General features: G+C 71.9%; 16 protein-coding genes and 1 pseudogene. 13 read left to right on the forward strand and 4 right to left on the reverse strand.

Translation table 11 applies throughout. The features are described 5' to 3' along the window. Positions 1-64 precede the first annotated feature (64 nt). Positions 65-4,495 carry an FG-GAP-like repeat-containing protein gene (locus ACFY61_RS00865; RefSeq protein ID WP_389465115.1) on the reverse strand — a complete coding sequence of 1,477 codons (4,431 nt, stop codon included), beginning with the start codon at positions 4,493-4,495 and terminating at the stop codon, positions 65-67. Between the two features lie 369 nt (positions 4,496-4,864). Between ACFY61_RS00865 and ACFY61_RS00870 the strand changes: the two genes are divergently transcribed. Together ACFY61_RS00870 and ACFY61_RS00875 are read left to right on the forward strand one after the other, a co-directional pair. Then, positions 4,865-11,050: an RHS repeat-associated core domain-containing protein gene (locus ACFY61_RS00870; RefSeq protein WP_389465117.1), complete on the forward strand. Its 6,186-nt coding sequence runs from the start codon at positions 4,865-4,867 to the stop codon at positions 11,048-11,050. Continuing rightward, a complete protein-coding gene (locus tag ACFY61_RS00875; RefSeq protein ID WP_389465119.1) occupies positions 11,050-11,853 on the forward strand; it encodes a DUF4253 domain-containing protein in 804 nt (267 codons plus the stop codon). Before ACFY61_RS00870 ends, ACFY61_RS00875 begins: the two co-directional genes overlap by 1 nt. Positions 11,854-12,203: 350 nt before the next feature. Here ACFY61_RS00875 and ACFY61_RS00880 read toward each other — a convergent pair whose 3' ends face one another. Continuing rightward, positions 12,204-14,000 carry an AMP-dependent synthetase/ligase gene (locus tag ACFY61_RS00880; RefSeq protein ID WP_389465122.1) on the reverse strand — a complete coding sequence of 599 codons (1,797 nt, stop codon included), beginning with the start codon at positions 13,998-14,000 and terminating at the stop codon, positions 12,204-12,206. Between the two features lie 238 nt (positions 14,001-14,238). Between ACFY61_RS00880 and ACFY61_RS00885 the strand changes: the two genes are divergently transcribed. The 6 genes from ACFY61_RS00885 (at position 14,239) to ACFY61_RS00910 (ending at position 19,334) form a co-directional block, all read left to right on the forward strand. Further along, a complete protein-coding gene (locus tag ACFY61_RS00885; protein ID WP_389465125.1) occupies positions 14,239-15,021 on the forward strand; it encodes a metallophosphoesterase in 783 nt (260 codons plus the stop codon). A gap of 105 nt (positions 15,022-15,126) precedes the next feature. Continuing rightward, entirely contained in the window at positions 15,127-15,567 is a 441-nt protein-coding gene (locus ACFY61_RS00890; protein WP_389465127.1) for an SRPBCC family protein, read from the forward strand. Positions 15,568-15,572: 5 nt separating this feature from the next. Beyond that, the gene (locus tag ACFY61_RS00895) at positions 15,573-16,859 is read left to right on the forward strand and encodes an ArsA-related P-loop ATPase (RefSeq protein ID WP_389465130.1); all 1,287 of its coding nucleotides are present in this window, start codon (positions 15,573-15,575) and stop codon (positions 16,857-16,859) included. A 75-nt stretch (positions 16,860-16,934) separates the two neighbouring features. Continuing rightward, positions 16,935-17,450 carry a DUF5304 family protein gene (locus ACFY61_RS00900; protein ID WP_389465132.1) on the forward strand — a complete coding sequence of 172 codons (516 nt, stop codon included), beginning with the start codon at positions 16,935-16,937 and terminating at the stop codon, positions 17,448-17,450. Between the two features lie 61 nt (positions 17,451-17,511). Next, positions 17,512-18,453: an ROK family glucokinase gene (locus tag ACFY61_RS00905; protein WP_389465135.1), complete on the forward strand. Its 942-nt coding sequence runs from the start codon at positions 17,512-17,514 to the stop codon at positions 18,451-18,453. Positions 18,454-18,530: 77 nt separating this feature from the next. Further along, positions 18,531-19,334 carry an endonuclease/exonuclease/phosphatase family protein gene (locus ACFY61_RS00910; RefSeq protein ID WP_389465138.1) on the forward strand — a complete coding sequence of 268 codons (804 nt, stop codon included), beginning with the start codon at positions 18,531-18,533 and terminating at the stop codon, positions 19,332-19,334. 337 nt (positions 19,335-19,671) lie between these two features. Here the strand turns inward: ACFY61_RS00910 and ACFY61_RS00915 are convergent, their stop codons facing one another. Together ACFY61_RS00915 and ACFY61_RS00920 are read right to left on the reverse strand one after the other, a co-directional pair. Continuing rightward, a complete protein-coding gene (locus ACFY61_RS00915; protein WP_389465141.1) occupies positions 19,672-20,301 on the reverse strand; it encodes a hypothetical protein in 630 nt (209 codons plus the stop codon). Further along, positions 20,294-21,073: an alpha/beta hydrolase gene (locus tag ACFY61_RS00920; protein ID WP_389465144.1), complete on the reverse strand. Its 780-nt coding sequence runs from the start codon at positions 21,071-21,073 to the stop codon at positions 20,294-20,296. The genes ACFY61_RS00915 and ACFY61_RS00920 overlap by 8 nt, the downstream gene beginning before the upstream one ends. Positions 21,074-21,278: 205 nt before the next feature. Here ACFY61_RS00920 and ACFY61_RS00925 point away from each other — a divergent pair, with 205 nt between their 5' ends. The 5 genes and pseudogenes from ACFY61_RS00925 (at position 21,279) to ACFY61_RS00945 (ending at position 25,681) form a co-directional block, all read left to right on the forward strand. Beyond that, the gene (locus tag ACFY61_RS00925; protein WP_389465902.1) at positions 21,279-22,034 is read left to right on the forward strand and encodes a lysophospholipid acyltransferase family protein; all 756 of its coding nucleotides are present in this window, start codon (positions 21,279-21,281) and stop codon (positions 22,032-22,034) included. Between the two features lie 71 nt (positions 22,035-22,105). Continuing rightward, positions 22,106-23,320, forward strand: a pseudogene (macS, locus tag ACFY61_RS00930) (MacS family sensor histidine kinase); the annotation flags it as partial. Positions 23,321-23,327: 7 nt separating this feature from the next. Further along, positions 23,328-24,017: a response regulator gene (locus ACFY61_RS00935; RefSeq protein WP_389465146.1), complete on the forward strand. Its 690-nt coding sequence runs from the start codon at positions 23,328-23,330 to the stop codon at positions 24,015-24,017. Positions 24,018-24,089: 72 nt separating this feature from the next. Further along, entirely contained in the window at positions 24,090-24,494 is a 405-nt protein-coding gene (locus ACFY61_RS00940) for a hypothetical protein (protein WP_389465147.1), read from the forward strand. A 158-nt stretch (positions 24,495-24,652) separates the two neighbouring features. Further along, the gene (locus ACFY61_RS00945; RefSeq protein WP_389465905.1) at positions 24,653-25,681 is read left to right on the forward strand and encodes a 6-phosphofructokinase; all 1,029 of its coding nucleotides are present in this window, start codon (positions 24,653-24,655) and stop codon (positions 25,679-25,681) included. Positions 25,682-25,702: the final 21 nt, after the last annotated feature.

Genomic DNA, 25,702 nt, shown 5'->3' on the forward strand with positions numbered 1-25,702 from the left:
GCCGGTCCCGGCGGCCGGTGAGGGCCGCCGGGACCGGCCCGAAGGCATCGGTCGTGCTGCCGGATCAGCTGTAGTGGCGCAGGAAGGTGCCCTTCGACCAGTTCCAGCCGGAGATGGTGCTCCAGCCCGCCTTCGCCCCGTTCAGGGCGCCGTTGGTGCCGGCGGTGTGCGTGAACATCCGCACCGAGCCGTCGCTGTAGCCGAACATGCTGCCGATGTCGTCCCGGCCGTCGCCGTCGTAGTCGCCGGGCACGATCTTCATCTGCCCGTACGACCAGTTACCGATGGCCGACTGCCACGCCAGGGTGGTGGAGGTGGCGAACTTGCCGGTGCGGTTGAGCGGGTCGGCGGCCGCCAGGAACATGGCGTCGTGGCCGTCGGCGTAGTCGTACCAGAGCATCATGTCGTCCAGGCCGTCGCCGTTGAAGTCACCGGCGTGCGGGTGCGTCCGGTTCCAGTCGCCCCAGCCGGTGGCGGTGCCCGCCCACGAGGAGAAGTGGTTGGCGAACCCGCCGTTGGGCAGGGCGAGGAAGGTCAGCGCCTTCAGGTCGCCGTTGCCGTAGCCGTACAGCGCGGAGAGGTCCTCGCGGCCGTCGCCGTTGAAGTCGCCCGTGATGAACTTGGAGCGGTTGACGTCCCAGCCGGTCGCACCCTCCTGGTGCGAGGGGAACGGGGCGTTGAACCCGCCGCTCACGTTCGAGGTGAAGGTGAACAGCGTGTCCCGGCCGTCCCAGTACGAGTACCAGGCCATGAGGTCGTCGCGGCCGTCGCCGTTGAAGTCGCCCGAGTTCAGGGTCATCGACCCCGAGTAGTAGCCGCCCTTGCCCGAGGACCAGGACACGAACGGGAAGCCCAGCTTGCCGTCGGCCTGCCCCAGCGACGTGAACAGCTTGACCACGCCGTCGCCGTAGTCGTAGAGCGCGGCCATGTCACCGCGGCCGTCGCCGTTGTAGTCGCCGGTCGCGAACTTCATGCGGCTGATGTTCCAGCTGCCCACCTGCGACTCGTACCCCTTCAGCGGGCCCTGGAAGGTGCCGTCGCTGTTGGTGAGGAACGAGTTGAGGGAGGACCGGTTGTCCGCGGCGACGTACCAGGCCGCCATGTCGCTGCGGCCGTCGCCGTTGTAGTCGTGCCGGACGACGGTGTTGCTGGACCACTTGGACTGGCCCGCCGTGTTGTAGATCACCAGGTTGCCGCGGTCCTGGAGCAGCGCGTAGCCGTCGGCCGCCAGGGACTTGGACTCCCAGAGGGAGTCGCCGCCGCCGGCCGGGTAGACCACCAGGTTGCCGTTCGACTGCATGAGGGCCGTGGCGCCGGGGTTGCCCGCGGTGTTCGTCTGCCACATCACCTTGCCGGCGTCGGAGGTGATGACCAGGTTGCCGTCGGCCTGCATGGTGAGCTTGGCGGAGTTGGACGTGTACGACTGGCCGGACGCGATGGTGGTGCCGGTCGGGATGTACGCGCCGCCGGTCACGCCGTCGATGGTGAACCGGCTGCTGAAGGAGGTGTTGGTGCCGGCCTCCGGGGCCCGGCCCGGCCAGCCGAGCATGGTGTTGTCCGACTTGCGGGCCCACAGGTCGGCGTAGACGGAACCGGCGGGGTCGTTCGTCATGTCGCCGGAGGACCCGATCACCGGGTAGTCCTTGGCGGGCACCCCGAAGCCGATCTTCAGCCGGCTCGCGGGCAGGCCCCACTTGGCCGTGTCGACCTCACCGAGGGTGCCGGCCTTGGTGGCCAGGGCGCGGAAGGTGTCACCGGTGGCGTCCTCGCGCAGCCAGAGGTCCGGCAGCCCGTCCGCGTTGACGTCGCCCGGGGTGATCAGGGTGAACCTGTCCCAGTCGGTGCCGCCCACCAGGGCGGGGGCGCGGCTGTAGGCGAGGTCCAGGTCCTTGGTGGCGCGGTTGCCGTAGTAGGCCCACAGCAGCTTGCCCTGCTTGACGAGCAGGTCGGGCTGACCGTCACGGTTGAGGTCGCCGGGTGCGGCGACCTGGTCGGCGTCGGCCCAGTGGTCGTCGCCGGACTCGCAGCCGATCTCCGGGTCGGCGACCGGGCAGGTGACGGTGGGCTCGGAGACCTTCGAGGGGAGGATCCGGCCGGTGCCGTCGTTCGGGTAGACCCGGATCTTCTTCCGCTTGTCGACGGCGTCGTACTCCAGGGAGACCAGGTCGTTGTACCCGTCCTCGTGCCAGTCGCCGAAGTTGGCGACCTGCTTCCCGGTGAAGGAACCGCCGGCGTTGGTGGCGTTGTTGAACTCCTTGGCGCCCTGGCTGGCGTAGGTCATCAGGGTGCCGTTGGAGTCGACGCTCCAGATGTCCCGGATGCCGTCGCCGTTGAGGTCGCCCTGGATGTCACGGGTGGCGCTGCGGGTGGCGTAGTACAGGTAGGTGGCGACGTCCGACCGGTTTCCGGCCCCGTCGACGCTGTACGCGTACACGAAGTGCGGTCCGTAGCTCGGCGGGGTGACCTTGGCGGCCTGGCCGGGCGCGACCTCCTTCACCTCCGGGTCGGAGTCGGACCAGTAGTGGTAGCCGCGGACGTCGGTGACGCCGTTGGGGTCGAAGGTGAAGGCGCCCTCGCTTCGGGCCCGGCCGGTGGTGGCGGGCCAGCCCTTCTCACCGTTGGGGAACACCGTGGAGGAGATCACCGGCGGCTTGCTGGGCCGGGTCCGGTCCACGGTGAACTTGCAGGTCTTCGAGACCACGGAGGCCGCGCCGTCCTGGTCGCGGGCGACGACGTTCCAGGTGTAGTCACCGGTGGGCAGGTCCGCGTCCGGGACGGACCAGGTGGTGACCCGGTCCTTGAGCGCGGGCAGCTTCTCCGTCTTGAACGGTGTGGTGACACCGGGCTTGAACAGCCGGAACTCGGCGAAGAGGTTGCCGGCGTCCTTGTCGTCGGTGGTCGCGTGGAGGCTGACCCGGGTGTTGCCGATGACACCGCCGGTGGAGCAGTCCGTCTTGGGGTGCGTGCCCAGGTCCTCGGGCTTCTTCGGCGGGTTGTTGTAGACGAACTCCAGGACCGCGGTCTTGGCGTCGAACTTCTTCCAGCCGAAGGTGTCCGACTCGTCCGAGGCGTACAGGCCGAGGGTGACGGACGCCTTGGGCTTGCCGGTGGAGGGCTTGGCCCGCGACTTGATCAGGTTGGTGACGTCGAACTCCAGGTTGCCGGCGGCGCAGTCCTTGCTCCACCCCTTGGAGTCGTTCACCGTGCCGAGCGGCACGGTGCCGATCTTGCCCGGCTGGTTGCTCCAGTTGGTCTTCCGGGAGATGTCACCGGTCTGCCAGAGCTGCACCGGCCGTGACTCGCAGGACCAGGACCAGGTGTTCCTGATCCGGAAGGTCGCCTTCTTGACGTCCGCGCCCATCACCGGGGTGGTGTCGAGCTGGACGAAGGACCGCGAGATGCGGTCGGAGCCGCCCGTCTCGGCCTCGTAGCCGACCCGGATCGGGTCCTTGGTGTTCCAGAACGAGGTGCGCGGGTAGTGCTTGTAGACCCGGGTCCAGTTCTGCTTCTTGCCCCAGTCCCAGGACGGGTCGATGAAGACCGGGTACTGGGTGTCGGCGTCGGTCAGCAGCGCCTGGTCGGGCTTGATCTCCAGGGTGTCCCCGGTGACCGTGGTCGGCATCGGGGCGTCGTTGGAACCCGGCGGGGGCTCGAAGGCGTCGGCGGGCGCCGGCTCCTCGGAGGTGGTGGCCGCCGTGGTGGCGGAGAAGGTGCTCGCGGCCGCCGGGGCGGGTTCGCTGGTGGCGGTGGTGGAGTCCCACATCGTCGGCGACGGGCTGGTGAACACCGTCTGCCCGGCCGGGTCGACGGCGAGCACGCTGCCGGTGTCCGGGTCGGTGGAGACGTCCAGGCCGACGGTGGAGAACTTGAACTTCAGCGAGGCGAGTTCGGGGTTCTTCGCCGCTTCGGCGGTCTTGACCACCAGCAGCTGGGAGAAGCCCTCGACCTCGGCCTTCAGCTGGAGGTCGACGCCGGGCAGCACCTCGGCGTACGTGGCCACGTTCTCGTCGAGGGTGGGCATGGGCAGCGCCTTGGGCCAGGCGAGCGTGAGGTTCCGCCCGTCCTTGACGCCGGAGAGCAGCGGGGCGGTGCCGCCGCCGGAGAACGTGACGTCGACCAGGGAGGCCTTCGGCTTCACCGCCCCTCCCGCGGCGAAGACGAGCGTCGGGTCGGTGGCGACCCAGACGCCGTCGCGCAGTACGCGGATGGCACCGCCGTACCGGCGGACGGACCAGGTGCCGTCCGGCTGCGCCCAGGTGTCGGTGGTCTCGGTGCGCGCGGAGACCAGCTCGTACGGCTGGCCGGTGGCCTGCGCCTGGGCGAGGGCGTGGTCCTCGGCGCTCGTCGAGCCGTTGGCGACGGGGTCCTCGACGGCGACCGCCGGGGTGGCGGCCGGCGGGGAAAGGGCAATTCCGGAAGTAAGAATTCCGGTAATCAGGGCGAGGGGAATCGCCCGATTCCGGCGGTGGCCGGAAGATTCGGTTCTATGTCTCACTAGGGCCTCTTGCTGGTTGATATTCGGCGAGACGATACAGCGGCAGTCGCTCTTCGGCGCAGGGACTTGAGGTTCCCTTGAGGTTTCCCGGTTGGCCCCTGCTTGGCGCTTCTGCCCTGCATATGGGCATGATCGCGATTGCGTCGGTATCCCTCCCGACGAGTCGATCATGCCGGTTTGGCCTCGGACCGTAATCTTTTCCCGTCCTGTAGCCTGCGGCGGATATTTCGAAATACCCGTAGGGGAGTACGCGTGAAATACGCGCGAAGAAGAGGGATATCGGTGGCGCTGGCCACCGCTGTCCTCCTGGGTGCGCTGCCAGGGGCCGCGAGCGCGGCCCAGGCCGAAGACCGTGTGAAACTGCCGCAGTTGAAGCAGCCGAAGGCCGTGCCGGTGACCGGCATGAAGGCGGGCGGGACCAAGCGTCCCGACGCCGCGGCCCGGACCCAGAAGCCGAAGACCGCCTGGCCGGCTGCCGGCGCCGGGCAGGTCTCCCTGGACCGCGGCGGTCGGGTGGGCTCGCTGCCCGTCAACGTGGTGCCCGAGGCGCCGCGTCCGGCCCCGAAGAGCTTCGGCGCGGCCGCGGCCCGCCCCGCCGGCGGCGCGGCCAAGGTCTCCGTCGCCGACCGGAAGACCGCCCGCAAGGCCGGCGTGGACGGCGTCCTGCTGTCCGTGTCCCGCCCCGGCGGCTCGTTCGCCCAGAAGACCCCGGCCAGGGTCGAGGTGGCGTACGACGCGTTCCGCCACGCCTACGGCGGCGACTGGGCGGCCCGGCTCCGGCTGGTGCAGCTCCCCTCCTGCGCGCTGACCACTCCCGAACGCCCGGAGTGCCGCACGCAGAAGCCGCTGCCGACGGAGAACGACGTCCGGACCGGCAAGCTGACCACCCGCACCGCGCTGGCCCCGACCGCCATGGTGATGGCCGCGACGGCGGAGGAGTCCGGCCCGACGGGCACCTACAAGGCCACCTCCCTCCAGCCCTCCGGGACCTGGAGCGCGGGCGGCTCGACCGGCGCCTTCTCCTGGACCTACCCGATCTCCGTGCCCCAGGTGCCGGGCGGCCCGCAGCCGTCCATCTCGCTGGGGTACAGCTCGCAGGCGGTCGACGGTCTCACCGCGGCCACCAACTCCCAGCCGTCCTGGATCGGTGACGGCTGGGGCTGGGAGCCCGGCTACATCGAGCGCAAGTACAAGGGCTGCGAGGACGACAAGACCGGCGGGACCAACACCACCAAGGTCGGCGACCTGTGCTGGTTCAACGACAACGCCGTCCTCAACCTCGGCGGCAAGACCACCGAACTCGTCTACGAGAGCGGCAAGGGCTGGCACCCGGCGTCCGACTCGGGCGAGAAGGTCGAGAGGCTGACCGGCGCGGTCAACGGTGACCAGGGCACGGCCGGCGTCGACGGCGCCGGCGAGCACTGGAAGGTCACCGGCACCGACGGCACCCAGTACTTCTTCGGCCTGAACCGTCTGCCGGGCTGGAAGGACAACGGCACCGCCGCCGACGACCCGGTGACCAACTCCACCTGGACGGTGCCGGTCTTCGGCAACCAGTCCGGCGAGCCCTGCTACAACGCGAGCTTCGCCAGCGGCTGGTGCAACCAGGCCTGGCGCTGGCAGCTGGACCACGTCATCGCCCCCGGTGGCGCGGCCATGGCCTACTACTGGAAGCAGGAGACCAACAACTACGGTCGCAACGTCTCCCAGGACGGCAAGGCCACCGTCACCCGCTACGTGCGCGGCGGCTGGCTGGACCGGATCGACTACGGCCTGCGTTCCGACGCCGTCTACACCGGCAAGCCCATGGGGCAGGTCTCCTTCGGGGTCGACGAGCGCTGCCTCGCCAACTGCGGGACCTTCGACGAGACCAACGCCAAGAACTGGCCGGACGTCCCGTTCGACCTGTTCTGCAAGGACGGCTCGACGGAGTGCAAGGACATGCACTCCCCGAGCTTCTGGTCCCGGATGCGCCTGAAGTCGATCACCACCAAGGTGCTGACCGGGGGCGTCCACAAGGAGGTCGACACCTGGACCCTCGACCAGAGCTTCCCGCCCTCCGGCGACGGCATCTCCACCCCGATGTGGCTGAAGTCCGTCCAGCACACCGGCAAGGCCGGCACCGCCATCACCCTGCCCGCCGTGACCTTCGCCGGCGAGCAGAAGGCCAACCGTGTGGACAGGACCGGTGACGGGCTGGCCCCGTTCATCCGGCTCCGCATGTCGCAGATCACCACCGAGACCGGCGGCACCATCGGGGTGTACTACTCCCCGCAGGACTGCACGCCCACCTCGCTGCCCGCGGCGGACGGCTCCAACACCACCCGCTGCTACCCGGTGAAGTGGGCCTTCGAGGGCGAGACCGCCCAGCTCGACTGGTTCAACACCTACGTGGTGACCCAGGTCGTCGAGGGCGACAACCTGGTGGAGTCCCCGGACAAGGTCACCTCGTACTCCTATCTGGACGGCGCCGCCTGGGCCAAGAGCGAGGACGAGTTCACCAAGGCGGAGGACCGGGTCCACTCGGTCAACCGCGGCTACGGCCGGGTCCAGACCCGGACCGGCGCCGCCTCCGACCCCAGGACGCTGAGTGAGTCCCGCTTCTTCCGGGGCATCGACGGCGCGGCGGTCCAGGACTCGGCGGGCGTGGCCGTCACCGACCGTCCGGAGTTCGCCGGCCAGGTGCGCGAGACCGCCACCTACAACGGCGACGACCTCACCAAGCTGATCACCGCGACCTCGTCCACCCCGTGGCGTTCGGCAGCCGTGGCGACCCGCAACCGGCCCGGCCTGCCCGCGCTCGTGTCGTACAAGACGGGCGTGGAGAAGGAGTCGACCCGGGCCACGGTCACGGCCGGCGTCCGCACCACCGAGATCCACCGCACCTTCGACGCGTACGGCATGATCGCCACCGAGTCGTTCACTGGCGACAAGGACAAGACCGGTGACGAGCAGTGCGTCACCAAGAGCTACGCCCGCAACACCGCCACCGGCATCGTCGACCGGGTGAGCCGGATCGAGACCGTCGCGGTGCCCTGCGGCAGCCCGGTCTCCCGCCCCGGCGACGTCATCAACGACGTCCGCACCTACTACGACGGCGGAGCCCTCGGCACCGTCCCCGGCAGCGGCCTGATCACCAAGACCGACCGGATCAACGGCAAGGGCGACGGCTACGACGTCCTCACCAGCGTCCCCAGCATCTGCGGCGCCACCGCCAACCAGCTCTGCTACGACGCCCACGGCCGTCAGACCGCCTCCGCCGACGCCTACGGCAAGGTCACCCGCACCGCCTACACCCCGGCCTCGGGCGAGGTCGCCACCACGGTCGCGATCACCAACGCCAAGAGTCACGTCGAGACCTCCGTCATGGACCCGCTGCGGAGCCAGCCGACGCAGGTCACCGACGCCAACGGCAAGATCACCACCACCGTCTACGACGCCCTCGGCCGGGTGACCAAGGTCTGGCTGCCGACCCGCTCGGCGACCACCTACCCGGACTCCCCGAACCACGTCTTCGACTACACGGTCCGCAACGACGGCCCGGTCGTCACGGCGACCAAGACCCTGTCGCACGACTCCGCCTACAAGACGGCCTACGCCTTCTCGGACGGCCTCCTGCGGGCCCGGCAGACCCAGGAGCCCTCTCCCGACGGCGCGGGCCGGCTGGTGACGGAGAGCTTCTACGACACGCGCGGCCTGGCCTGGCGCAGCTCCGGCCGGTTCTTCGCCACCGGCGCGGCCGAGCCCGTCCTGGTCACCGGGCAGGAGCTGAACTACCCGGCGTCCACCGACACCGAGTTCGACGGGGCCGGCCGGGTCACCGCCGTGATCGCCAAGCGGTTCGGCGACGAGACCAAGCGCACCACCACCAGCTACACCGGTGACACCACCACGGTCGTCCCGCCGCAGGGCGGCACCGCGACCACCACCACCGTGGACGCGCTCGGCCGTACCGTCGCGCACAAGCAGTACACGACGGCGGACCGCTCGGCCGGGCAGACCTCCTCGTACGCCTACGACAAGCGCGGCCGCATCGAGAGCACGACCGATCCCTCGGGCGCGACCTGGAAGTACACCTACGACGTCCGCGGACGCCAGATCCAGGTGGACGACCCGGACAAGGGCACGTCGAAGTACACCTACGACCAGGGCGACCGGCTCACGGACCTCACCGACGGCCGCCTGATCACCCTGCACACCGACTACGACGAGCTGGGCCGCAAGACGGCCGTGAAGAAGGGCACCACCCTCCTCTCGGAGTGGACGTACGACACCGCCACCAACGGCAAGGGCCGCGCGGCGAAGTCCGTCCGCTGGGTCAACGGGCAGGCCTACGAGTCGGCCATCACCTCGTACAACAGCCTCTACCTGCCGGTGCTCCAGCAGGTGACGATCCCGGCAGCCGAGGGTCTGCTGGCCGGCACCTACAAGTGGACCAACTCCTACAACCTCAACACCGGCCAGGTGATGTGGGTGCAGCACCCCGCCGCGGGCGGGCTGCCGTCGGAGAAGGTCGCCAACACCTACCTGTCCGGCTCCGGCCTGCTCAACACCGTGGGCGCGGGCGTCGACCCGATCGTCTCGGCGAACACCTACGACCACTACGGCCGCAACATCCGCCAGGAGTTCGGCGCCTTCGCCCAGCACCTGTGGGTGAGCCGCGAGTACGACGAGCACTCGGGCTCCCTCACCCGGTCCTACCTGGACCGCGAGGTCGCCCCGCAGCGCGTCGAGGACGTCCGGTACGCGCACGACCCCTCCGGCAACATCACCTCGATCGCCTCGGCCTTCGGCCAGGACGCCTCCCGCACCACCGACACCCAGTGCTTCCAGCAGGACGCCCTGCGGCGGGTGACGGAGGCCTGGACGAACACCGGTGAGACCTGTGCCGCCGCTCCCTCCACCTCCGTGGTGGGCGGTCCGGACGCGTACTGGACCTCGTACACCTACGACGCGGTCGGCAACCGGCAGACCGAGACCAAGCACAAGACGGCCTCCGGCCCGACCGCGGACACCGTCCGCACCTACGCCGCCCCGGCGGCGGGCAAGCACAACCTGCCGAAGGTCACCCAGACCGGCACCAGCCCGCACGAGGCGGTCTTCACCTACGATGCGGCCGGCAACACCGAGACCCGGAAGATCGGTGCCGCCGCGCTGCAGACCCTGAAGTGGGACGACGAGGGCCACCTCGCCTCGGTCACCCAGGGGACGAACACCAGCACCAACCTGTACGACGCCGAGGGCGGCCGGCTGATCCGCAAGGACTCCACCGGCACCACCCTCTACCTGCCCGGCGGCAACGAGCTCAAGCTCGACAAGGCCGGCACCACCGTCACCGGCACCCGCTACTACTCGGTCGCGGGCCAGACGGCGGCGGTGCGCACCGGCGGCAAGCTGACCTTCGTCTTCAACGACCACCACGGCACCGGTTCCACCCAGGTCTCGGCGGACGCCGCCCAGACCGTGGTCCGCCGCAAGACCGGAATCTTCGGCGAGGCCCGCGGCACCCAGCCCACGGCCTGGACCGGCGACAAGGGCTTCGTCGGCGGCACCAAGGACACCGACACCGGCCTGACCCACCTCGGCGCCCGCGAGTACGACCCGGCCATCGGCCGCTTCGTCTCCGTGGACCCGATCATGGACATGGCCGACCCGCAGCAGCAGCACGGGTACAGCTACTCCAACAACAACCCGGTCAACCTGTCCGACCCGACGGGCCTCAAGCCGTCGGAGTGCAACGAACCCGGCTTCGTCTGCCGGTACACCAGCAAGGGCTGGGACGTCGGTACCAAGGACTACACCGGCAAGCCCTACGAGAAGACCCTCACCTACGCCAACGAGGACCACGCCCAGCAGCAGGTCCGCCTGAGCAAGAAGCTCGCGCACAAGCAGCGGGAGCGGAGGTTCTTCGAGATCTGGGTGCTGGAGAAGCACGCTAAGGGCGAGTCCCTCGACCGCATACGGGACGCGAACAAACGCTGTTTCGGCGACCCCAAGTTCGCCTGCAAGTGGTCCGCCTACACCCAGGAGAACGGCGTCGACTTCTTCGGCATCGAGCTCACCAAGGGCGAGGACGACCGCATCAAGGAGGTGCTCAGTCGGATCGACGAGTCCTGGACCTGGCCGGGCGAGGAACCCGACCTCAAGGGCAAGGACTACAGGGACGTTCCCCTCAGCTTCAAGGACGGGGAGTTCGACGTCGCGTACACACTCGCCAACGAGGGGCACTACGTCGTGGCCCGCGGCGCCGGCCGCAGCCCGGACCGCTTCGCACCCGGCGCGGGCGGCTCGTTCGACGCCTGGGTCGACGGGATCCGTACGGAGTTCAAGGTCATGGCTCCGAAGGGCAAGAACGCCCAGAACTCCGTCAGGGACGAGATCCGGAGCGGATGGAAGCAGGGAGCGGACGCCGTCGTCATCCGGCTGAAGGACCACGACGAGGGGTTGGCCCGCAGGGCGATCGATTCCGTCAGGCGAGGAACCCAGAACCCGGTGGGCCTCACGAGTGTCCGTATCATCGGTGACGATTTCGATATCACCGAGGATCTCCGCTGATGTCCGGAAAGCTGGTGAACGACCGAACCGTGGACATCGACCTGATGATGGAGACGCTGGCGGACGCCGGCTTCGAAGTGCCCCCCGGTCGTCAGACGGCCGTCGCCCGCTCGGGCGTCGGTGTCGTCGGATGGCGGGTTTCCAGGGCTGCGGCCCTGACCGAGTGGAGGCGGCTGCTGGCTGCCAGGGAGCACACGGGCATGCACCCGGTGCTCACCGACCTCGACCCCGCCCGGCTGGTCGCCGGAGAGCCCGGAGACCCGGACGTGTTCGACGACCGGGCCGTGACGGCTCCGCGGGAGATCGTCGCCGAAGTGACGGCGGCGGTGCTCGCGGACCGGCTCGCGAACGCGGAGGACGACGAGGAGAGGCGCGGATGGCGGGAGGACTTCGATCCGGAGCAGCTCGCCGTCCAGGTCTCGTCCGTTCCGGACCCCCCTGCGACCATTGAGTCCACAGGGTCGTGGCTGTGTCTGGTCGGCACCCCGACCGGCTGGTCCGTGCCCGGGCTGGTGCCGGGTCGTCCGTACGCACCCAACTGGTTCGTGGGGCCGGAGAACCGGGGAATGCGCGACTCCGATCACGCGGCGTTCCTGCACACCTGGAACGACCGCTTCGGCGCCGAACTCCGCTTCGTGACCGACACGATGCTGGTGCTGGACGTCGCCCGGCCGCCACAGGACCCTCTGGAGGTGGCCGAGGCCGCCATCGAGCAGTACGCGTACTGCCCCGACGGCCATGACACGACCGCCTACGCGGACGGCCAGACCCGGACCGGGACCTGGCAGTTCACCTGGGACTGAACACCCACGCAGAACACCGGTGGCCCGGCGGGAACCTCCCGGCGGGCCACCGGTGCGTCCGGAACGGCATCCCACGAGGGCCGTGAGGCCCGGGAGCGGGCATTCGGCGCGTGCGCGCCCGATGGCGCGACTGGCCCCGGACCGAAACCTCGTGGCCGGCCCGCGACCGGGCACCCACGTGAGAAGGGCGGGGGGGGCGGCGGGGGGGGGGGGGGCGCGCCGCCCCCCCCCCCCGGGGGGCGCCCGGGGGGGGGGCCCCCCGGGGCCGGGGGGGGGGCGCGGGGGGGGCCCCCCCCCGCCGCCCCCCCCGCCCTTCTCACATCCGTACCCCGGCGCCCGGGGACCGCGCGTCAGCCGCGGTAGAGCGCCTCGATCTCGTCCGCGAAGTCCTTCGCGACCACGTTCCGCTTCAGCTTCAGCGAAGGCGTGATGTGGCCCGACTCCTCCGTGAACTGGGAGCCCAGGATGCGGAACTTCCGCACCGACTCCGCCTTGGAGACCGCCGCGTTGCCGTCGTCGACCGCCTTCTGCACGGCGGCGACCAGGTCCGGGTCCTCGCGCAGCTCCGCCGCCGTGACCCCGGCCGGCTTGCCGTTCTCCTGAGCCCAACGGCCCAGGAACTCCTCGTCGATGGTCACCAGCGCCGCCACGAACGGCCGGGCGTCGCCCACCACCATGCACTCCGCGACCAGCGCGTGCGCCCGGATCCGGTCCTCGATCACCGCGGGGGCCACGTTCTTGCCGCCCGCCGTGACGATGAGCTCCTTCTTCCGGCCGGTGATCGCCAGGTAGCCGTCCTGGTCCAGGGTGCCGACGTCACCGGTGTGGAACCAGCCGTCGGTCAGCGCCTCGGCGGTGGCCGCCTCGTTCTTCCAGTACCCCTTGAAGACGTGCTCGCCGTGCAGCAGCACCTCGCCGTCGTCCGCGATCCGCACCACGGACCCCGGCAGTGGCTGGCCGACCGTGCCGATCTTCGGCCGGTCCCACGGGTTGAACGCCGTGGCCGCGCAGGACTCGGTCAGGCCGTAGCCCTCCAGCACCGTGAAGCCGATGCCGCGGAAGAAGTGCCCGAGCCGCTCGCCCAGCGGCGCGCCGCCGGAGATCGCGTACTCGCCGCGCCCGCCGAGGACGGCGTGCAGCTTGCTGTAGACCAGCTTCGAGAAGATCTTGTGCTTCAGGCGCAGGCCGAAGGACGGCCCGCCGGTGGTGTCCAGCGCCCGGCTGTACGCGATCGCCGTCTCGGCCGCCGCGTCGAAGATCCGGCCCTTGCCGTCCGCCTGGGCCTTGGCCCGCGCCGAGTTGTAGACCTTCTCGAAGACGCGCGGCACGCCCAGGATCAGCGTCGGCCGGAAGGACTGCAGTTCGTCGGTCAGGTTCTTGATGTCCGGTACGCAGCCCAGCCGGATCGGCGCCAGCACCGCGGCGACCTCCACCAGCCGGCCGAAGACGTGCGCGGCCGGAAGGAAGAGCAGCACCGAGCAGTCGCCCGTGCGGAACAGCGGCTTGAGCCGCTCCACGACGTTGCCGCACTCCGCGAAGAAGTTCCGGTGGGTCAGCACGCAGCCCTTGGGGCGGCCGGTGGTGCCCGAGGTGTAGACGATCGTCGCCGGGTCGTCGGCGTTGGCGAGGCTGCTGCGCTCGTCGACCTCGGCGTCGGAGACCTCCGCGCCGGCCGCCTTCAGCGCCTCCAGCGCGCCCTGCTCGATCTCCCAGACCTCGCGCAGCTCCGGCAGCGCCTCGCGCAGCCCCGCCAGGGACTCGCTGTGGCCGGGGCCCTCGACCACGGCGGCCACCGCGCCGGAGTCGCCCAGGATCCACTGGATCTGCTCGGCGGAGGAGGTCTCGTACACGGGGACGGTGACGGCGCCCGCGGTCCAGATCGCGAAGTCGACCAGGACCCACTCGTAGCGGGTACGGGAGATCAGCGCGACCCGGTCGCCGGGGCGGACGCCCGCCGCGATCAGGCCCTTCGCGGCGGCCCGGACCTCGGCGAGGAACTGGGTCGCCGTGACGTCCTGCCAGGAGGAGCCCACCTTGCGCGCCATGACGGCGGTGTCCGGATGCTGAGCGGCGTTGCGGCGGATGAGATCCGTGAGGTTCCCGTCCGAGGGGACCTCGTACAAGGCCGGAAGGCTGAACTCGCGCAAGACTGCTGCTCCTCTGGGGCGCCATCGCCACGATGTGGACCGACCGGACGTTACCCACCGGTAGTGGGTTCCCGGTAGGGGGAACCGGCCAGATGTTCCGTGCGTCACATGACGCGGCATTGTCGCCCCGACACTAGTCCACGCCGCTCGGGACTAGGAAGTAACCGCAGGTCCGGCAGGCTCCCGCGGTCGGGACCGCCCCTGGTCGGCGTGGCCCGCGCCCCCCTAGGGTGAGCCCATGGATGGATCGAAAAGGCGCACGCGGGTCCATGTCGTCAGCGACGTCCACGGCAACGCCGAGGCCCTCGCCCGCGCAGGGGACGGAGCCGACGCCCTGGTCTGCCTCGGCGACCTCGTCCTCTTCCTCGACTACGCCGACCACTCCCGCGGCATCTTCCCCGACCTCTTCGGCGTCGAGAACGCCGACCGCATCGTCGCCCTCCGCACCGCGCGCAGGTTCGCCGAGGCCCGCGAACTCGGCCGCCGCCTGTGGGACGGGCTCGACCGCGAACGCCTCATCGAGGAAGCCGTCCGCCGCCAGTACGCCGAGATGTTCGCCGCCTTCCCCACCCCCACCTACGCCACCTACGGCAACGTCGACGTCCCCGGCCTCTGGCCCGAGTACGCCGGCGCCGGCACCACCGTCCTCGACGGCGAACGCGTCGAGATCGGCGGCCGGGTCTTCGGCTTCGTCGGCGGCGGCCTGCCCACCGCGATGCGCACCCCGTACGAGGTCGACGTCGAGGAGTACGCCGCCAAGGTCGAGGCGCTCGGAGAGGTCGACGTGCTCTGCTCCCACATCCCGCCCGAGGTCCCCGAACTCTGCTACGACACCGTCGCCCGCCGCTTCGAACGCGGCAGCGCCGCCCTGCTCGCCGCCATCCGCCGGACCCGCCCCCGGTACGCCCTCTTCGGCCACGTCCACCAGCCGCTCGCCCGCCGGATGCGGATCGGCGGCACCGAGTGCGTGAACGTCGGACACTTCGCGGCGACCGGAACCCCCTGGGCCCTGGAGTGGTGATCCCGCGACGCGCGGTAGCCTTCACGCGGCGGCCCCAGCCGCACACTTCCTCGAACTCCCCCAGCTGACGCGGGGAGGTAACCCCAGCCCGGAGGAGCCACCGCGATGGCGGAACACACCACATCGAGCATCACGATCGAGGCGTCGCCGGCCGAGGTCATGGCCGTGATCGCGGACTTCGCCCGCTACCCCGAGTGGACCGGCGAGGTGAAGGAGGCCGAGGTGCTCGAAACCGACGCCGAGGGCCGCGCGGAGAAGGTCCGGCTGCTGCTCGACGCCGGGGCGATCAAGGACGACCACACCCTCGCCTACACCTGGAAGGGCTCCGACGAGGTCAGCTGGACCCTCGACAAGTCGCAGATGCTGCGCCAGCTCGACGGCTCCTACCGGCTCGCCCCGGTCGCCGGCGGCAAGCACACCGAGGTCACCTACCAGCTCACCGTGGACGTCAAGATCCCCATGCTGGGCATGATCAAGCGCAAGGCCGAGAAGGTCATCATCGACCGCGCCCTGGCCGGCCTGAAGAAGCGCGTGGAAACGGCCTGACCCCCATGCGCACCCTGCTCATCACCGGCCCCGGCGGGGCCGGACGCACCACCGTGGCCGCGGCCACCGCACTCGCGGCGGCACGGCGCGGCGAGCGGGTGCTGCTGCTGTCCGGGGACGCCGGGGACCCGCTCGGAGCGGTCCTCGGCAACCCGGGCCCGGGCGTCGGCGCCGGCGTCGGCTCCGGCTCCGGCTCCGGCTCCGTCGACGGTCCGGGCGCCGCCGCCGGCCCCGTGCCCGGGCTGACCGTCGGCCGGATCGACTCCGGTGAGGAGTTCCGCGCCGGACTCCTCGACCTCCAGGAACGCGGCACCTCCGTACTCGGCATGCTCGGAGCGCGCCCGCTGACCGCCGAGGAACTCACCGAACTGCCCGGCGCCGAGCAGTTCGCCCTGCTCCGGGCCCTGCGCCGGGCCGCCTCCGGCACCGCCGCGCCCGGCACCGCGGCATCCGGCACCGCGGCATCCGGCACCGCGGCATCCGGCGCCGCCGCGTCCGGCGGGCCGCACGACCTCGTCGTCGTCGACCTGCCGCCGCTGCCCCAGGCCGTCGCCGCCCTCGCCCTCCCCGCCCAGCTCCGCCGCTACCTGGCCCGGCTGGTCCCCGCCGAGCGGCAGGCCGCCCGCGCGCTGCGGCCCGTACTGGCCCAGCTCGCCGGAGTGCCCATGCCCGCGCAGTGGCTGTACGAGGCCGCCGAGCGCTGGGACCGGGAACTGGCCGCCGTCCAGGCCGTCGTCGAAGCCCCCGGCACCAGCGTCCACGTCGTCGCCGAGCCGGGACCGGCCGCCGCCGACGCCCTGCGCACCGGCCTGCTCGGCCTCGCCCTGCACGGCCTGCCGGTCGGCCCGGTGCTGGCCAACCGCATGGTGCCCGCCGGCTCCCCGGAGCCGTGGCTGGCCGGGCTCGCCGCCCAGCAGGAGAAGTACGCCGCCCGCTGGCCCGGAGCCCGACCCCTGCCCCACCTGGGCCGCGACCCGCGCGGCCCGGAGGACCTCGCCCTGCTGGACCCGGGACCGCTGCCCGCCCCGGCCCGCCCCCGGTGGCCGGTCACGGACCGGCTCGCGGAGGACGGCGTACTCGTCTGGACGGTGCCGCTGCCCGGCGCCGAGAAGCGCGAGCTCGACCTGGTCCGGCGCGGGGACGAACTCCTGCTGGCCGCCGGACCGCACCGCAGGATCGTTCCCCTGCCCTCCGCGCTCCGCCGCTGCACCGTCTCCGGCGCCGCCCTCGCCGACGACGAGCTCCGCATCCGCTTCACCCCGGACCCGGCGCTCTGGCCCCGGAGCACCTGAACCGCTACCCCCGTTCGGGTAACGTCGAAGGTGTCCGCCCGCGCAGCATCCGCAGCATCCGCAGGAGAGTCCGCCATGAGCGAGGCCACCGACCGCCCCACCGACGACGACGCCTGGGCCGAGGCCTGCGCCGAGGACCTCGCCGCGGAGAAGGCGCGCCGCCGGGCCCGGCAGAGCGGCTCCGGCGACGGCTCCGCCGCCGGCACCGGCACCGCCGCCGAGGAACTGCTCAAGCTGTTCGAGGCCGTCGCCGACAAGGTCTCCGGGCTGAACAACCCGCTGATCGGCGCCGCCGCGCAGGGCGCCGTACGGCAGTTCGTCAACCAGGCCAGGAGCGCCGCCAAGCCCGTCGTCGAGCGCAACCCCGAGGTCTTCGACCACCTCGCCGCCGCCGGTTCCGAACTCCTCGCCGCCTACCGCTCCGCGGTCGCCGGCCACGAGCGCCGCTGGACCCGCGACGAGCGGCCGCCGCACGCACCGGACCGGCCGCAGAGGCACGGCGGGGACCGGGACCCCCGGGACGACGGCGACGGTCACGGTGACGGCGACGGCGACGGTCAGGGGCCGTCGGGGCGCATCGACCTCGACTGAGACCGCGCCGCCCTCGGGTACCGTTGGCCGTGGCGGGGTTTGACCGGAAACCGAGGGACTAATGGGACTCACCATCGGCGTCGACATCGGCGGCACGAAGATCGCGGCCGGCGTGGTCGACGAAGAGGGCACCATCCTGGACACCTGCACGGTGCCCACCCCACCGACCGCGGACGGCGTGACGGACGCGATCTGCACCGCCGTCTCCCAAGTCAGCAGCGGCCACACCGTCGAAGCCGTCGGCATCGGCGCCGCGGGATACGTCGACGACAAGCGGGCGACCGTACTCTTCGCCCCCAACATCAACTGGCGGCACGAGCCGCTCAAGGACAAGGTCGAGCAGCGCATCGGCCTGCCCGTCGTCGTGGAGAACGACGCCAACGCGGCCGCCTGGGGCGAGTACCGCTTCGGCGCCGGCCAGGGCCACGAGGACGTCATCTGCATCACCCTCGGCACCGGCCTCGGCGGCGGCATCATCATCGGCAACAAGCTGCGGCGCGGCCGCTTCGGCGTGGCCGCCGAGTTCGGACACATCCGGGTGGTCCCGGACGGCCTGCTCTGCGGCTGCGGCAGCCAGGGCTGCTGGGAGCAGTACGCCTCCGGCCGCGCCCTGGTCCGCTACGCCAAGCAGCGCGCCAACGCCACCCCGGAGCGGGCGCAGGTCCTCCTCGGCCTCGGCGACGGCACCGTCGAGGGCATCGAGGGCAAGCACGTCAGCACCGCCGCGCGGGCGGGCGACCCGGTGGCCGTCGACTCCTTCCGCGAACTGGCCCGCTGGGCCGGGGCGGGCCTGGCCGACCTGGCCTCGCTCTTCGACCCGTCCGCGTTCATCGTCGGCGGCGGGGTCTCCGACGAGGGCGAGCTCGTCCTCGACCCGATCCGCAAGTCCTTCCGGCGGTGGCTCATCGGCGGCCAGTGGCGGCCGCACGCGCAGGTACTGGCCGCGCAGCTGGGCGGCAAGGCCGGCATGGTCGGCGCGGCCGACCTGGCCCGCCAGGGCTGACGCTTTTCCGCCGTTCTCCAGGGCGCTGCCCGCCGTGCCCCCTGTGGCCGCGGCGGGCAGCGCCCTATGTTGCCTCCATGGACGCTGCGACCGACGAGACCGACGTGCCGGGCCGGCCCGGCCTGTCCGGCCTGCCCGACCTACCGCCCTCGCGCACGGAACCCGACGGGTCCGCGGTGATCCGGGTGCTCAGCTACAACATCCGCTCACTGCGCGACGACGAGGAGGCCGTGGCCCGGGTGATCCGGGCCTGCGCCCCCGACCTGGTCTTCGTCCAGGAGGCGCCGCGGTTCTTCCGCTGGCGCAAGCACGCGGCCCGGCTGGCCGCCAAGACCGACCTGGTGGTCCTGGGCGGCGGCGCCACCGCGGCCGGGCCGCTGCTGCTCTGCTCGCTGCGGGCCTCCGTGGAACGCACCGAGGACGTCCTGCTCCCGCTGACCCCGGGCCTGCACCGGCGGGGGTTCGCCACCGCGGTGGTCCGCTTCGGCGCGGCCCGCGCGGCCGTGCTCAGCGCGCACCTGTCGCTCCAGCGGGAGGAGCGGGTGGCCCAGGCGGGGCTGCTGCTGGACCGGCTCCGCGCGCTGGACGCGCCGTACGCGGTGGCGGCGGGCGACGTCAACGAAACCCCCGACGGGCCGGCCTTCGCCCGGCTGGCGGGGGAACTGCGGGACTGCCGGGCGGTGGCGCCGTGGGGCGGGGAGCACACGTTCCCGGCGGGGGCGCCGGACCGGCGCATCGACGCGGTGTTCGCTTCCGCGGGGGTGGAGGTGCTGGGCTGCGGGGTTCCCGTGGGGCTGCCCGGGGTGTCCCCGGCCGACCTCCGCGCGGCCACGGACCACCTCCCGCTCCTGGCCGCCCTCCGCCTCCCGGCGCCTGCCTGACCCCCTGCGCCGTCCCACCCGCCGACCGGGCAGCCCAGCCGTGTGCCCGGCCGGAGCGTTGGCTGCGCAGCCTTGGCTCCGCCGGGGCCCGCTCAATCGCCGCTCGGGCTTGGTGGGGCCCCGCCGGGGGTGTGGCCCTGGGGGCGGGTGCCGGGTGGGCATGTCCAGCCCCTCCGGCGTTTGAGGAGCGGGGTGCGGGGCGGAGCCCCGTGTGGTCGGGCGGAGCGTTGGCTGCGCGGCTGCGGCTCCGCCACGGCCCGCTCGGGCTCGGGGCGCGGCCCCGGTACCGCAAGGCGGCCCGGGGCTGCGCCGGGGGCCGGGGACGGGCCGGGGTGGGTCAGACCACCGCGCCGCGGCCCGGGTCGTCGTCCTCGTCGTCCCCGTGCGCCATCCGGGCCACCAACGTGGCGAAGCCGCCCAGGAACCCTCCCACCCCCAGCGTCGTCAGCCACCAGGTCATGTCCCACCGCAGCACCACCGCGAGCAGCAGCAGCACCGGTCCGCCCACCACGGCCAGCCACGCGAACTTGGCCGTCGTGTCGGCCGCCGGCAGCGGCGGCGGCTCCGGCGGCACGAAGTGCCCCTCGTCCGCCGAGTCGGGGTCGTCCCCGTCCGGCTCCGCCAGCGAGTGGTCCCGGGGCCCCGCCCCGCCCATGCCGGGCACGAACAGCACAGAGCTGCCCAGCGCCGGGGTGGCCGCGGGCCCGGACCCCGACCCGGACCCGGACCCCGATCCGGCGTCGGGACCGCCGTCCTGCTCGGGCGCAGGGGCGGGCGACGGCGCGGGCGACGGCGTCGGCTCCGGCAACACGTCCTCCTCCGGCAGCAAAAGGTCCTCGATCGGCTTGAACGGCCGCGACCCCGGCGGGTCCGGCGGCTCCTCCCCGTACCCGGCGACGATCGCCGCCCATGCCGCTTCCTCGTCGAGCGGCGGGACACCGCCCGACGGCTCCTCCTGCTCAGCCACCGGTACCCGCCCCCTCCCTTTCGCCGGTCCCCGCGAGCCGGCCGATGAACGCGAGGCTGTCCGCGAAGATCCGCTCCGCGTCATGGTCCAACGTCGCGACGTGGTAGCTCTGTTCCAGCAGTGTTTCCGTCACGTCGGTCGACGACACCCGCGCCAGGATCCGCGCCGAGTCGGCCGGCGGCACCACGTGGTCCTGAGGGCTGTGCAGGAGCAGCAGCGGCTGCGTGACCTGCGGCAGCTCCGCGTCCACCAGCTGCAGGAACTTCCGCAGCGAGTGCGCCGCCCGCGTCGGCACCCGGTCGTAGCCGACCTCGTCCGAGCCCGGCTTGGCGATGTCGCTCGCGATGCCCGGAGCGGACCGTACGAAGTGCATGGCCACCGGCAGCACCACGGCCAGCCTGTCGTGGACCTTGTTCGCCGGGTTGACCAGAACCAGGCCGCTCACCGCGTCACCGTGCTTCGCGGCCAGCCGCAGGCTCAGCGCCCCGCCCATCGACAGCCCGAAGACGAAGACCTTCTCGCACCGGTCCAGCAGCTCCCGCAGGGCCCGGTCGACCTCCGCGTACCAGTCCTGCCATCCGGTGAGCTGCATGTCCTGCCAGCGGGTGCCGTGCCCGGGCAGCAGCGGCACGGACACCGTCAGACCGCGCTCGGCCAGGTACTCGGCCCACGGGCGCAGCGACTGCGGGGAGCCGGTGAAGCCGTGGCAGAGAAGGACGCCGATCTCTCCGCCGTCGTGGCGGAACGGCTCGGCACCAGGAAGGACGGGCACCGGGGTCTCCTTGTCGGGACGAGGGGTGAGGGACGAGGGATGAGGGGTGCGGGGTGGCGTGCGTAAGGGGGTGGGCGCGCTGTGTGGCTTCACCGTACGCGACCGGACAGGCACCGACCAGGGCCGTCGGACCGCTCGTGGGGCGCCAACGGGTTAAGGTCTGTTCGACAGACACAGGAAGGCTCATCAGTTGATCTACGGCGCTATGAAGTTCTCCATCGGCGGTTCCCTGAAGCTCGCCTTCAGGCCGTGGGTGGAGGGCCTCGAGAACATTCCCGCCGAGGGTCCGGCGATTCTCGCGAGCAACCACCTGTCGTTCTCCGACTCCTTCTTCCTGCCGGCCGTGCTGGACCGCAAGGTCACCTTCATCGCCAAGGCCGAGTACTTCACCTCGCCGGGCGTGAAGGGCAAGCTGACCGCCGCCTTCTTCAAGGGCGTCGGCCAGCTGCCGGTGGACCGCTCCGGCGCCCGCGGGGCCGGCGAGGCCGCCATCAAGAGCGGCATCGAGGTCATCGAGCGCGGTGAGCTCTTCGGGATCTACCCCGAGGGCACCCGGTCGCCCGACGGCCGCCTCTACCGCGGCAAGCCCGGCGGCCTGGCCCGGGTGGCGCTGGCCACCGGCGCCCCGGTGATCCCCGTCGCCATGATCGACACCGAGAAGATCCAGCCGCCCGGCAAGATCGTCCCGAAGCTGATGCGACCGGGCATCCGGATCGGCAAGCCGCTCGACTTCAGCCGTTACAAGGGGATGGACGGCGACCGCTTCATCCTGCGCTCGGTGACCGACGAGGTCATGTACGAGATCATGAAGCTGTCCGGCCAGGAGTACGTCGACATCTACGCGACCGCCGCCAAGCGGCAGATCGCCGACGCCGAGAAGGCCGCCAAGGAAGCCAGGGCCGAGAAGACCAAGGGCGACAAGGCGGACAAGGGCGACCAGGGCGACGCGGGCGCGGAGTAGCGCTACGGCGCGGTGACCGCGGGCGGGTCCGCCCGCGCCGGGTGGGGGAGACGGTGAAGGGCGAACGCGTCATGCGCATGTCGGTGGAGCAGCCGCTGTGGCGTGCCCTGACCGCCTACCGGCTGCTCACCATGGTCTACGCGGTGCTGCTGTTCGCCTCGGCGTACCGCCAGTTCCCCCGGCCCTGGCTCGCCGCCGGCTACCTCGCCGTGCTCGCGGTCTGGACCCTGGCCACCCTGCCCAAGGTCAGGGGCGCCGCCGGCTGCACCAGGCGGTTCCTCGGTGCCGACCTGGCCGTGGCCGTCACCGGGATCCTCCTCACGCCGTTCGCCGACACCGCGGAGCGGATCGCCGGCGGCGGCCCCACCCTGCCGACCATCTGGACGGCCGGGTCCGTGCTCGCCTTCGCGATCAAGGGCGGCTGGCGCTGGGCCTGCGTCGCCTCCACCTTCGTCGCCGCCGCCAACATCGCCGTCCACCGCGGGAACCCCACCCAGGACACCCTGCACAACGTGCTGCTGGTCTGGGTGGCCTCCATCGCCATCGGATACGTCGTCGAGGTCGCCCGCGCCAGCGAGGCCACCCTCGCCCGCGCCCTGGAGATCGAGGCCGCCACCCGGGAACGGGAGCGCCTGGCCCGGGACATCCACGACGGGGTCCTCCAGGTGCTGGCCATGGTCCAGCGACGCGGCAACGAACTCGGCGGCGAGGCTGCCGAGTTGGGCCGCATGGCCGGAGAGCAGGAGGTGGCCCTGCGGACCCTCGTGGCGGGCGGGCTGACGACGGGCTCCCGGACCCCGGGCCATGCGCACGCTCAGGCACCCACGCCCACGCACCCGCCCACGCACCGGCACCCGCACCCGGCCGGTGCCCCGTCCGCCGACGCCCCGCACACCGAGCTGGACCTGCGGTCCCTGCTCGCCCCGCACGCCGGCTCCCGGGTCAGCTTCGCCGAACCCGGCACGCCCGTGGTGCTGGCCACGGCGGTCGCCCGGGAACTGGCGGCGGCCGTCGGCGCCGCCCTGGACAACGTGCGCAAGCACGCCGGCGACGGCGCCCGGGCCTGGATCCTGCTGGAGGACTGGGGCGACGAGGTGATCGTCACGGTCCGCGACGACGGGCCGGGCATCCCGGCCGGCCGGCTCGACCAGGCGGAGGGCGAGGGCCGGATGGGGGTCGCGCTGTCCATCCGCGGCCGGCTGCGGGACCTCGGCGGCACCGCCGAGCTGGTGTCCGTCCCCGGGCAGGGCACCGAAGTGGAACTGAAAGTACCCAGGGGAGGACGGACCGCGCATGAGCGAGAACACCGGCAGCACCGGCGACGGGAACACCAGGGTGATGGTCGTGGACGACCACCCGATGTGGCGGGACGCGGTGGCACGCGACCTCGCCGAGGCCGGCTTCGACGTCGTCGCCACGGCCGGCGACGGCCCGCAGGCGGTCCGCCGCGCCCAGGCCGCGGGCCCCGACGTACTGGTCCTCGACCTCAACCTGCCCGGCATGCCCGGGGTGCAGGTCTGCAAGACCCTGGTCGGCGCCAACCCGGCGCTGCGCGTGCTGGTGCTGTCCGCGAGCGGCGAGCACGCCGACGTACTGGAGGCGGTCAAGTCCGGCGCCACCGGCTACCTGCTGAAGTCCGCCGGCGCCGCGGAGCTGATCGACGCCGTACGCCGGACCGCCGCGGGCGACCCGGTGTTCACCCCCGGCCTCGCCGGACTGGTCCTCGGCGAGTACAGGCGCCTCGCCGCCGGCCCGGCGCCGGCCGCCCCCGACGAGCCGAAGGCGCCCGCGCTGACCGACCGGGAGACCGAGGTGCTGCGGCTCGTCGCCAAGGGCCTGTCGTACAAGCAGATCGCCGAACGCCTCGTCATCTCGCACCGCACGGTGCAGAACCACGTCCAGAACACCCTCGGCAAGCTCCAGCTGCACAACCGGGTGGAGCTCGTCCGCTACGCCATCGAGCGCGGCCTCGACGACGCCTAGCAGGAAACACGTTCGTGAACGGTGCCCGGTACGGGAGAGAATCCTCGGGTTCGCCCCCGTACCAGGAGATCCATGCACAAGCGCCTGCCCCTGTCCGTGATATGTCTCGCCGTCACCGCGCTCGCCGCCCCGGCCTGCGGCCCGGCGGCCGGTGACGGCGGGGCGAACACCCCGACCACGCCACCCGCCGCGTCCGCGTCCGCGTCCCCGTCCGCCTCCCCGTCCACCACCGGAGTGCGCGGGCTGACGGGGTACTCGTCCGCCTTCTACCTCCGGACGATCCGCAAGCACTACCCGGCCCTCGACCGGGTCGGCGACGAGGAACTCGTCGCCCACGGGAACGCGCTCTGCGTCACCTACGGCCAGGCCTTCGTCGACCAGGCCCTGAAGACCAAGAAGGAACTCGGCCTCACCGGCGAGGAGGCCTCGCAGGTCATCGGCACCGCGCACGGCGCCTGCGGCAGGAAGACGCTGTGACCGTCCACGTCCGACGGGCCCACCCACCACCGCCGTTCATCCCTGCGGGTGAACCTGGCGTACGGAACGCCTCGTAATTCCACCGGAATCGACCCTTCACAACGGCCTGGTGTGACGCGAGTCTCACTAGCGTGGCCGCCATGTCGAAGGGAGATTCAATGAAGGTCGGCGTGCTGACCGGCGGCGGCGACTGCCCCGGTCTCAACGCGGTGATCCGCGGCATCGTGCGCAAGGGCGTCCAGGAGTACGGATACGAGTTCCTCGGCTTCCGGGACGGGTGGCGGGGTCCGCTGGACGGCGCCACCGTCCCGCTGGACATCCCGACGGTCCGCGGCATCCTGCCGCGCGGCGGCACCGTCCTCGGCTCCTCCCGCACCAACCCGTTCAAGGTGGAGAACGGCGTCCGCCAGATCAAGGAGAACCTCGCGAAGAACGAGGTCGACGCCCTGATCGCGATCGGCGGCGAGGACACGCTGGGCGTGGCCGCCCGGCTCCACTCGGAGTACGGCATCCCCTGCGTCGGGGTGCCGAAGACCATCGACAACGACCTCTCCGCCACCGACTACACCTTCGGTTTCGACACCGCGGTAGGCATCGCCACCGAGGCCATCGACCGCCTCCACACCACCGCCGAGTCCCACATGCGGGTCCTGGTGGTCGAGGTGATGGGCCGGCACGCGGGATGGATCGCCCTGCACTCCGGGCTCGCCGGCGGCGCCAACGTCATCCTCATCCCCGAGCAGCGCTTCGACCTGGACCAGGTGTGCGCCTGGGTCAACTCCCGGTTCAAGGCGAGCTACGCGCCGATCGTGGTGGTGGCGGAGGGCGCCATGCCGAAGGACGGCGAGATGGTCCTCAAGGACGCCACCAAGGACTCCTTCGGGCACGTCCGGCTCTCCGGGGTCGGCGAGTGGCTGGCGAAGGAGATCGAGGCCCGCACCGGCAAGGAGGCCCGGACCACCGTCCTCGGGCACGTCCAGCGCGGCGGAACGCCCAGCGCGTACGACCGCTGGCTCGCCACCCGGTTCGGCCTGCACGCCATCGACGCCGTCCGGGACGGCGACTTCGGCAAGATGGTCGCCCTGCGCGGCACGGACGTCGTACGGGTGCCCATCGCCGAGGCCACGGCCCGCCTGAAGACCGTGGACCCGGAGCTTTACCGCGAGGTCGGCGTGTTCTTCGGCTGATCCCGCTCCGCGCTGCCACGG

Origin of the sequence: Streptomyces sp. NPDC012888, assembly GCF_042900645.1 — a bacterium.
Classification (GTDB): Bacteria; Actinomycetota; Actinomycetes; order Streptomycetales; family Streptomycetaceae; genus Streptomyces.

Excerpts from the sequence above, each read along its gene's own strand:
- ACFY61_RS00875 (WP_389465119.1), top strand. The coding sequence starts at position 11,050 with ATGTCCGGAAAGCTGGTGAACGACCGAACCGTGGACATCGACCTGATG.
- ACFY61_RS00885 (WP_389465125.1), top strand. The coding sequence starts at position 14,239 with ATGGATGGATCGAAAAGGCGCACGCGGGTCCATGTCGTCAGCGACGTC.
- ACFY61_RS00890 (WP_389465127.1), top strand. The coding sequence starts at position 15,127 with ATGGCGGAACACACCACATCGAGCATCACGATCGAGGCGTCGCCGGCC.
- ACFY61_RS00895 (WP_389465130.1), top strand. The coding sequence starts at position 15,573 with ATGCGCACCCTGCTCATCACCGGCCCCGGCGGGGCCGGACGCACCACC.
- ACFY61_RS00900 (WP_389465132.1), top strand. The coding sequence starts at position 16,935 with ATGAGCGAGGCCACCGACCGCCCCACCGACGACGACGCCTGGGCCGAG.
- ACFY61_RS00905 (WP_389465135.1), top strand. The coding sequence starts at position 17,512 with ATGGGACTCACCATCGGCGTCGACATCGGCGGCACGAAGATCGCGGCC.
- ACFY61_RS00910 (WP_389465138.1), top strand. The coding sequence starts at position 18,531 with ATGGACGCTGCGACCGACGAGACCGACGTGCCGGGCCGGCCCGGCCTG.
- ACFY61_RS00925 (WP_389465902.1), top strand. The coding sequence starts at position 21,279 with ATGAAGTTCTCCATCGGCGGTTCCCTGAAGCTCGCCTTCAGGCCGTGG.
- ACFY61_RS00935 (WP_389465146.1), top strand. The coding sequence starts at position 23,328 with ATGAGCGAGAACACCGGCAGCACCGGCGACGGGAACACCAGGGTGATG.
- ACFY61_RS00940 (WP_389465147.1), top strand. The coding sequence starts at position 24,090 with ATGCACAAGCGCCTGCCCCTGTCCGTGATATGTCTCGCCGTCACCGCG.
- ACFY61_RS00945 (WP_389465905.1), top strand. The coding sequence starts at position 24,653 with ATGAAGGTCGGCGTGCTGACCGGCGGCGGCGACTGCCCCGGTCTCAAC.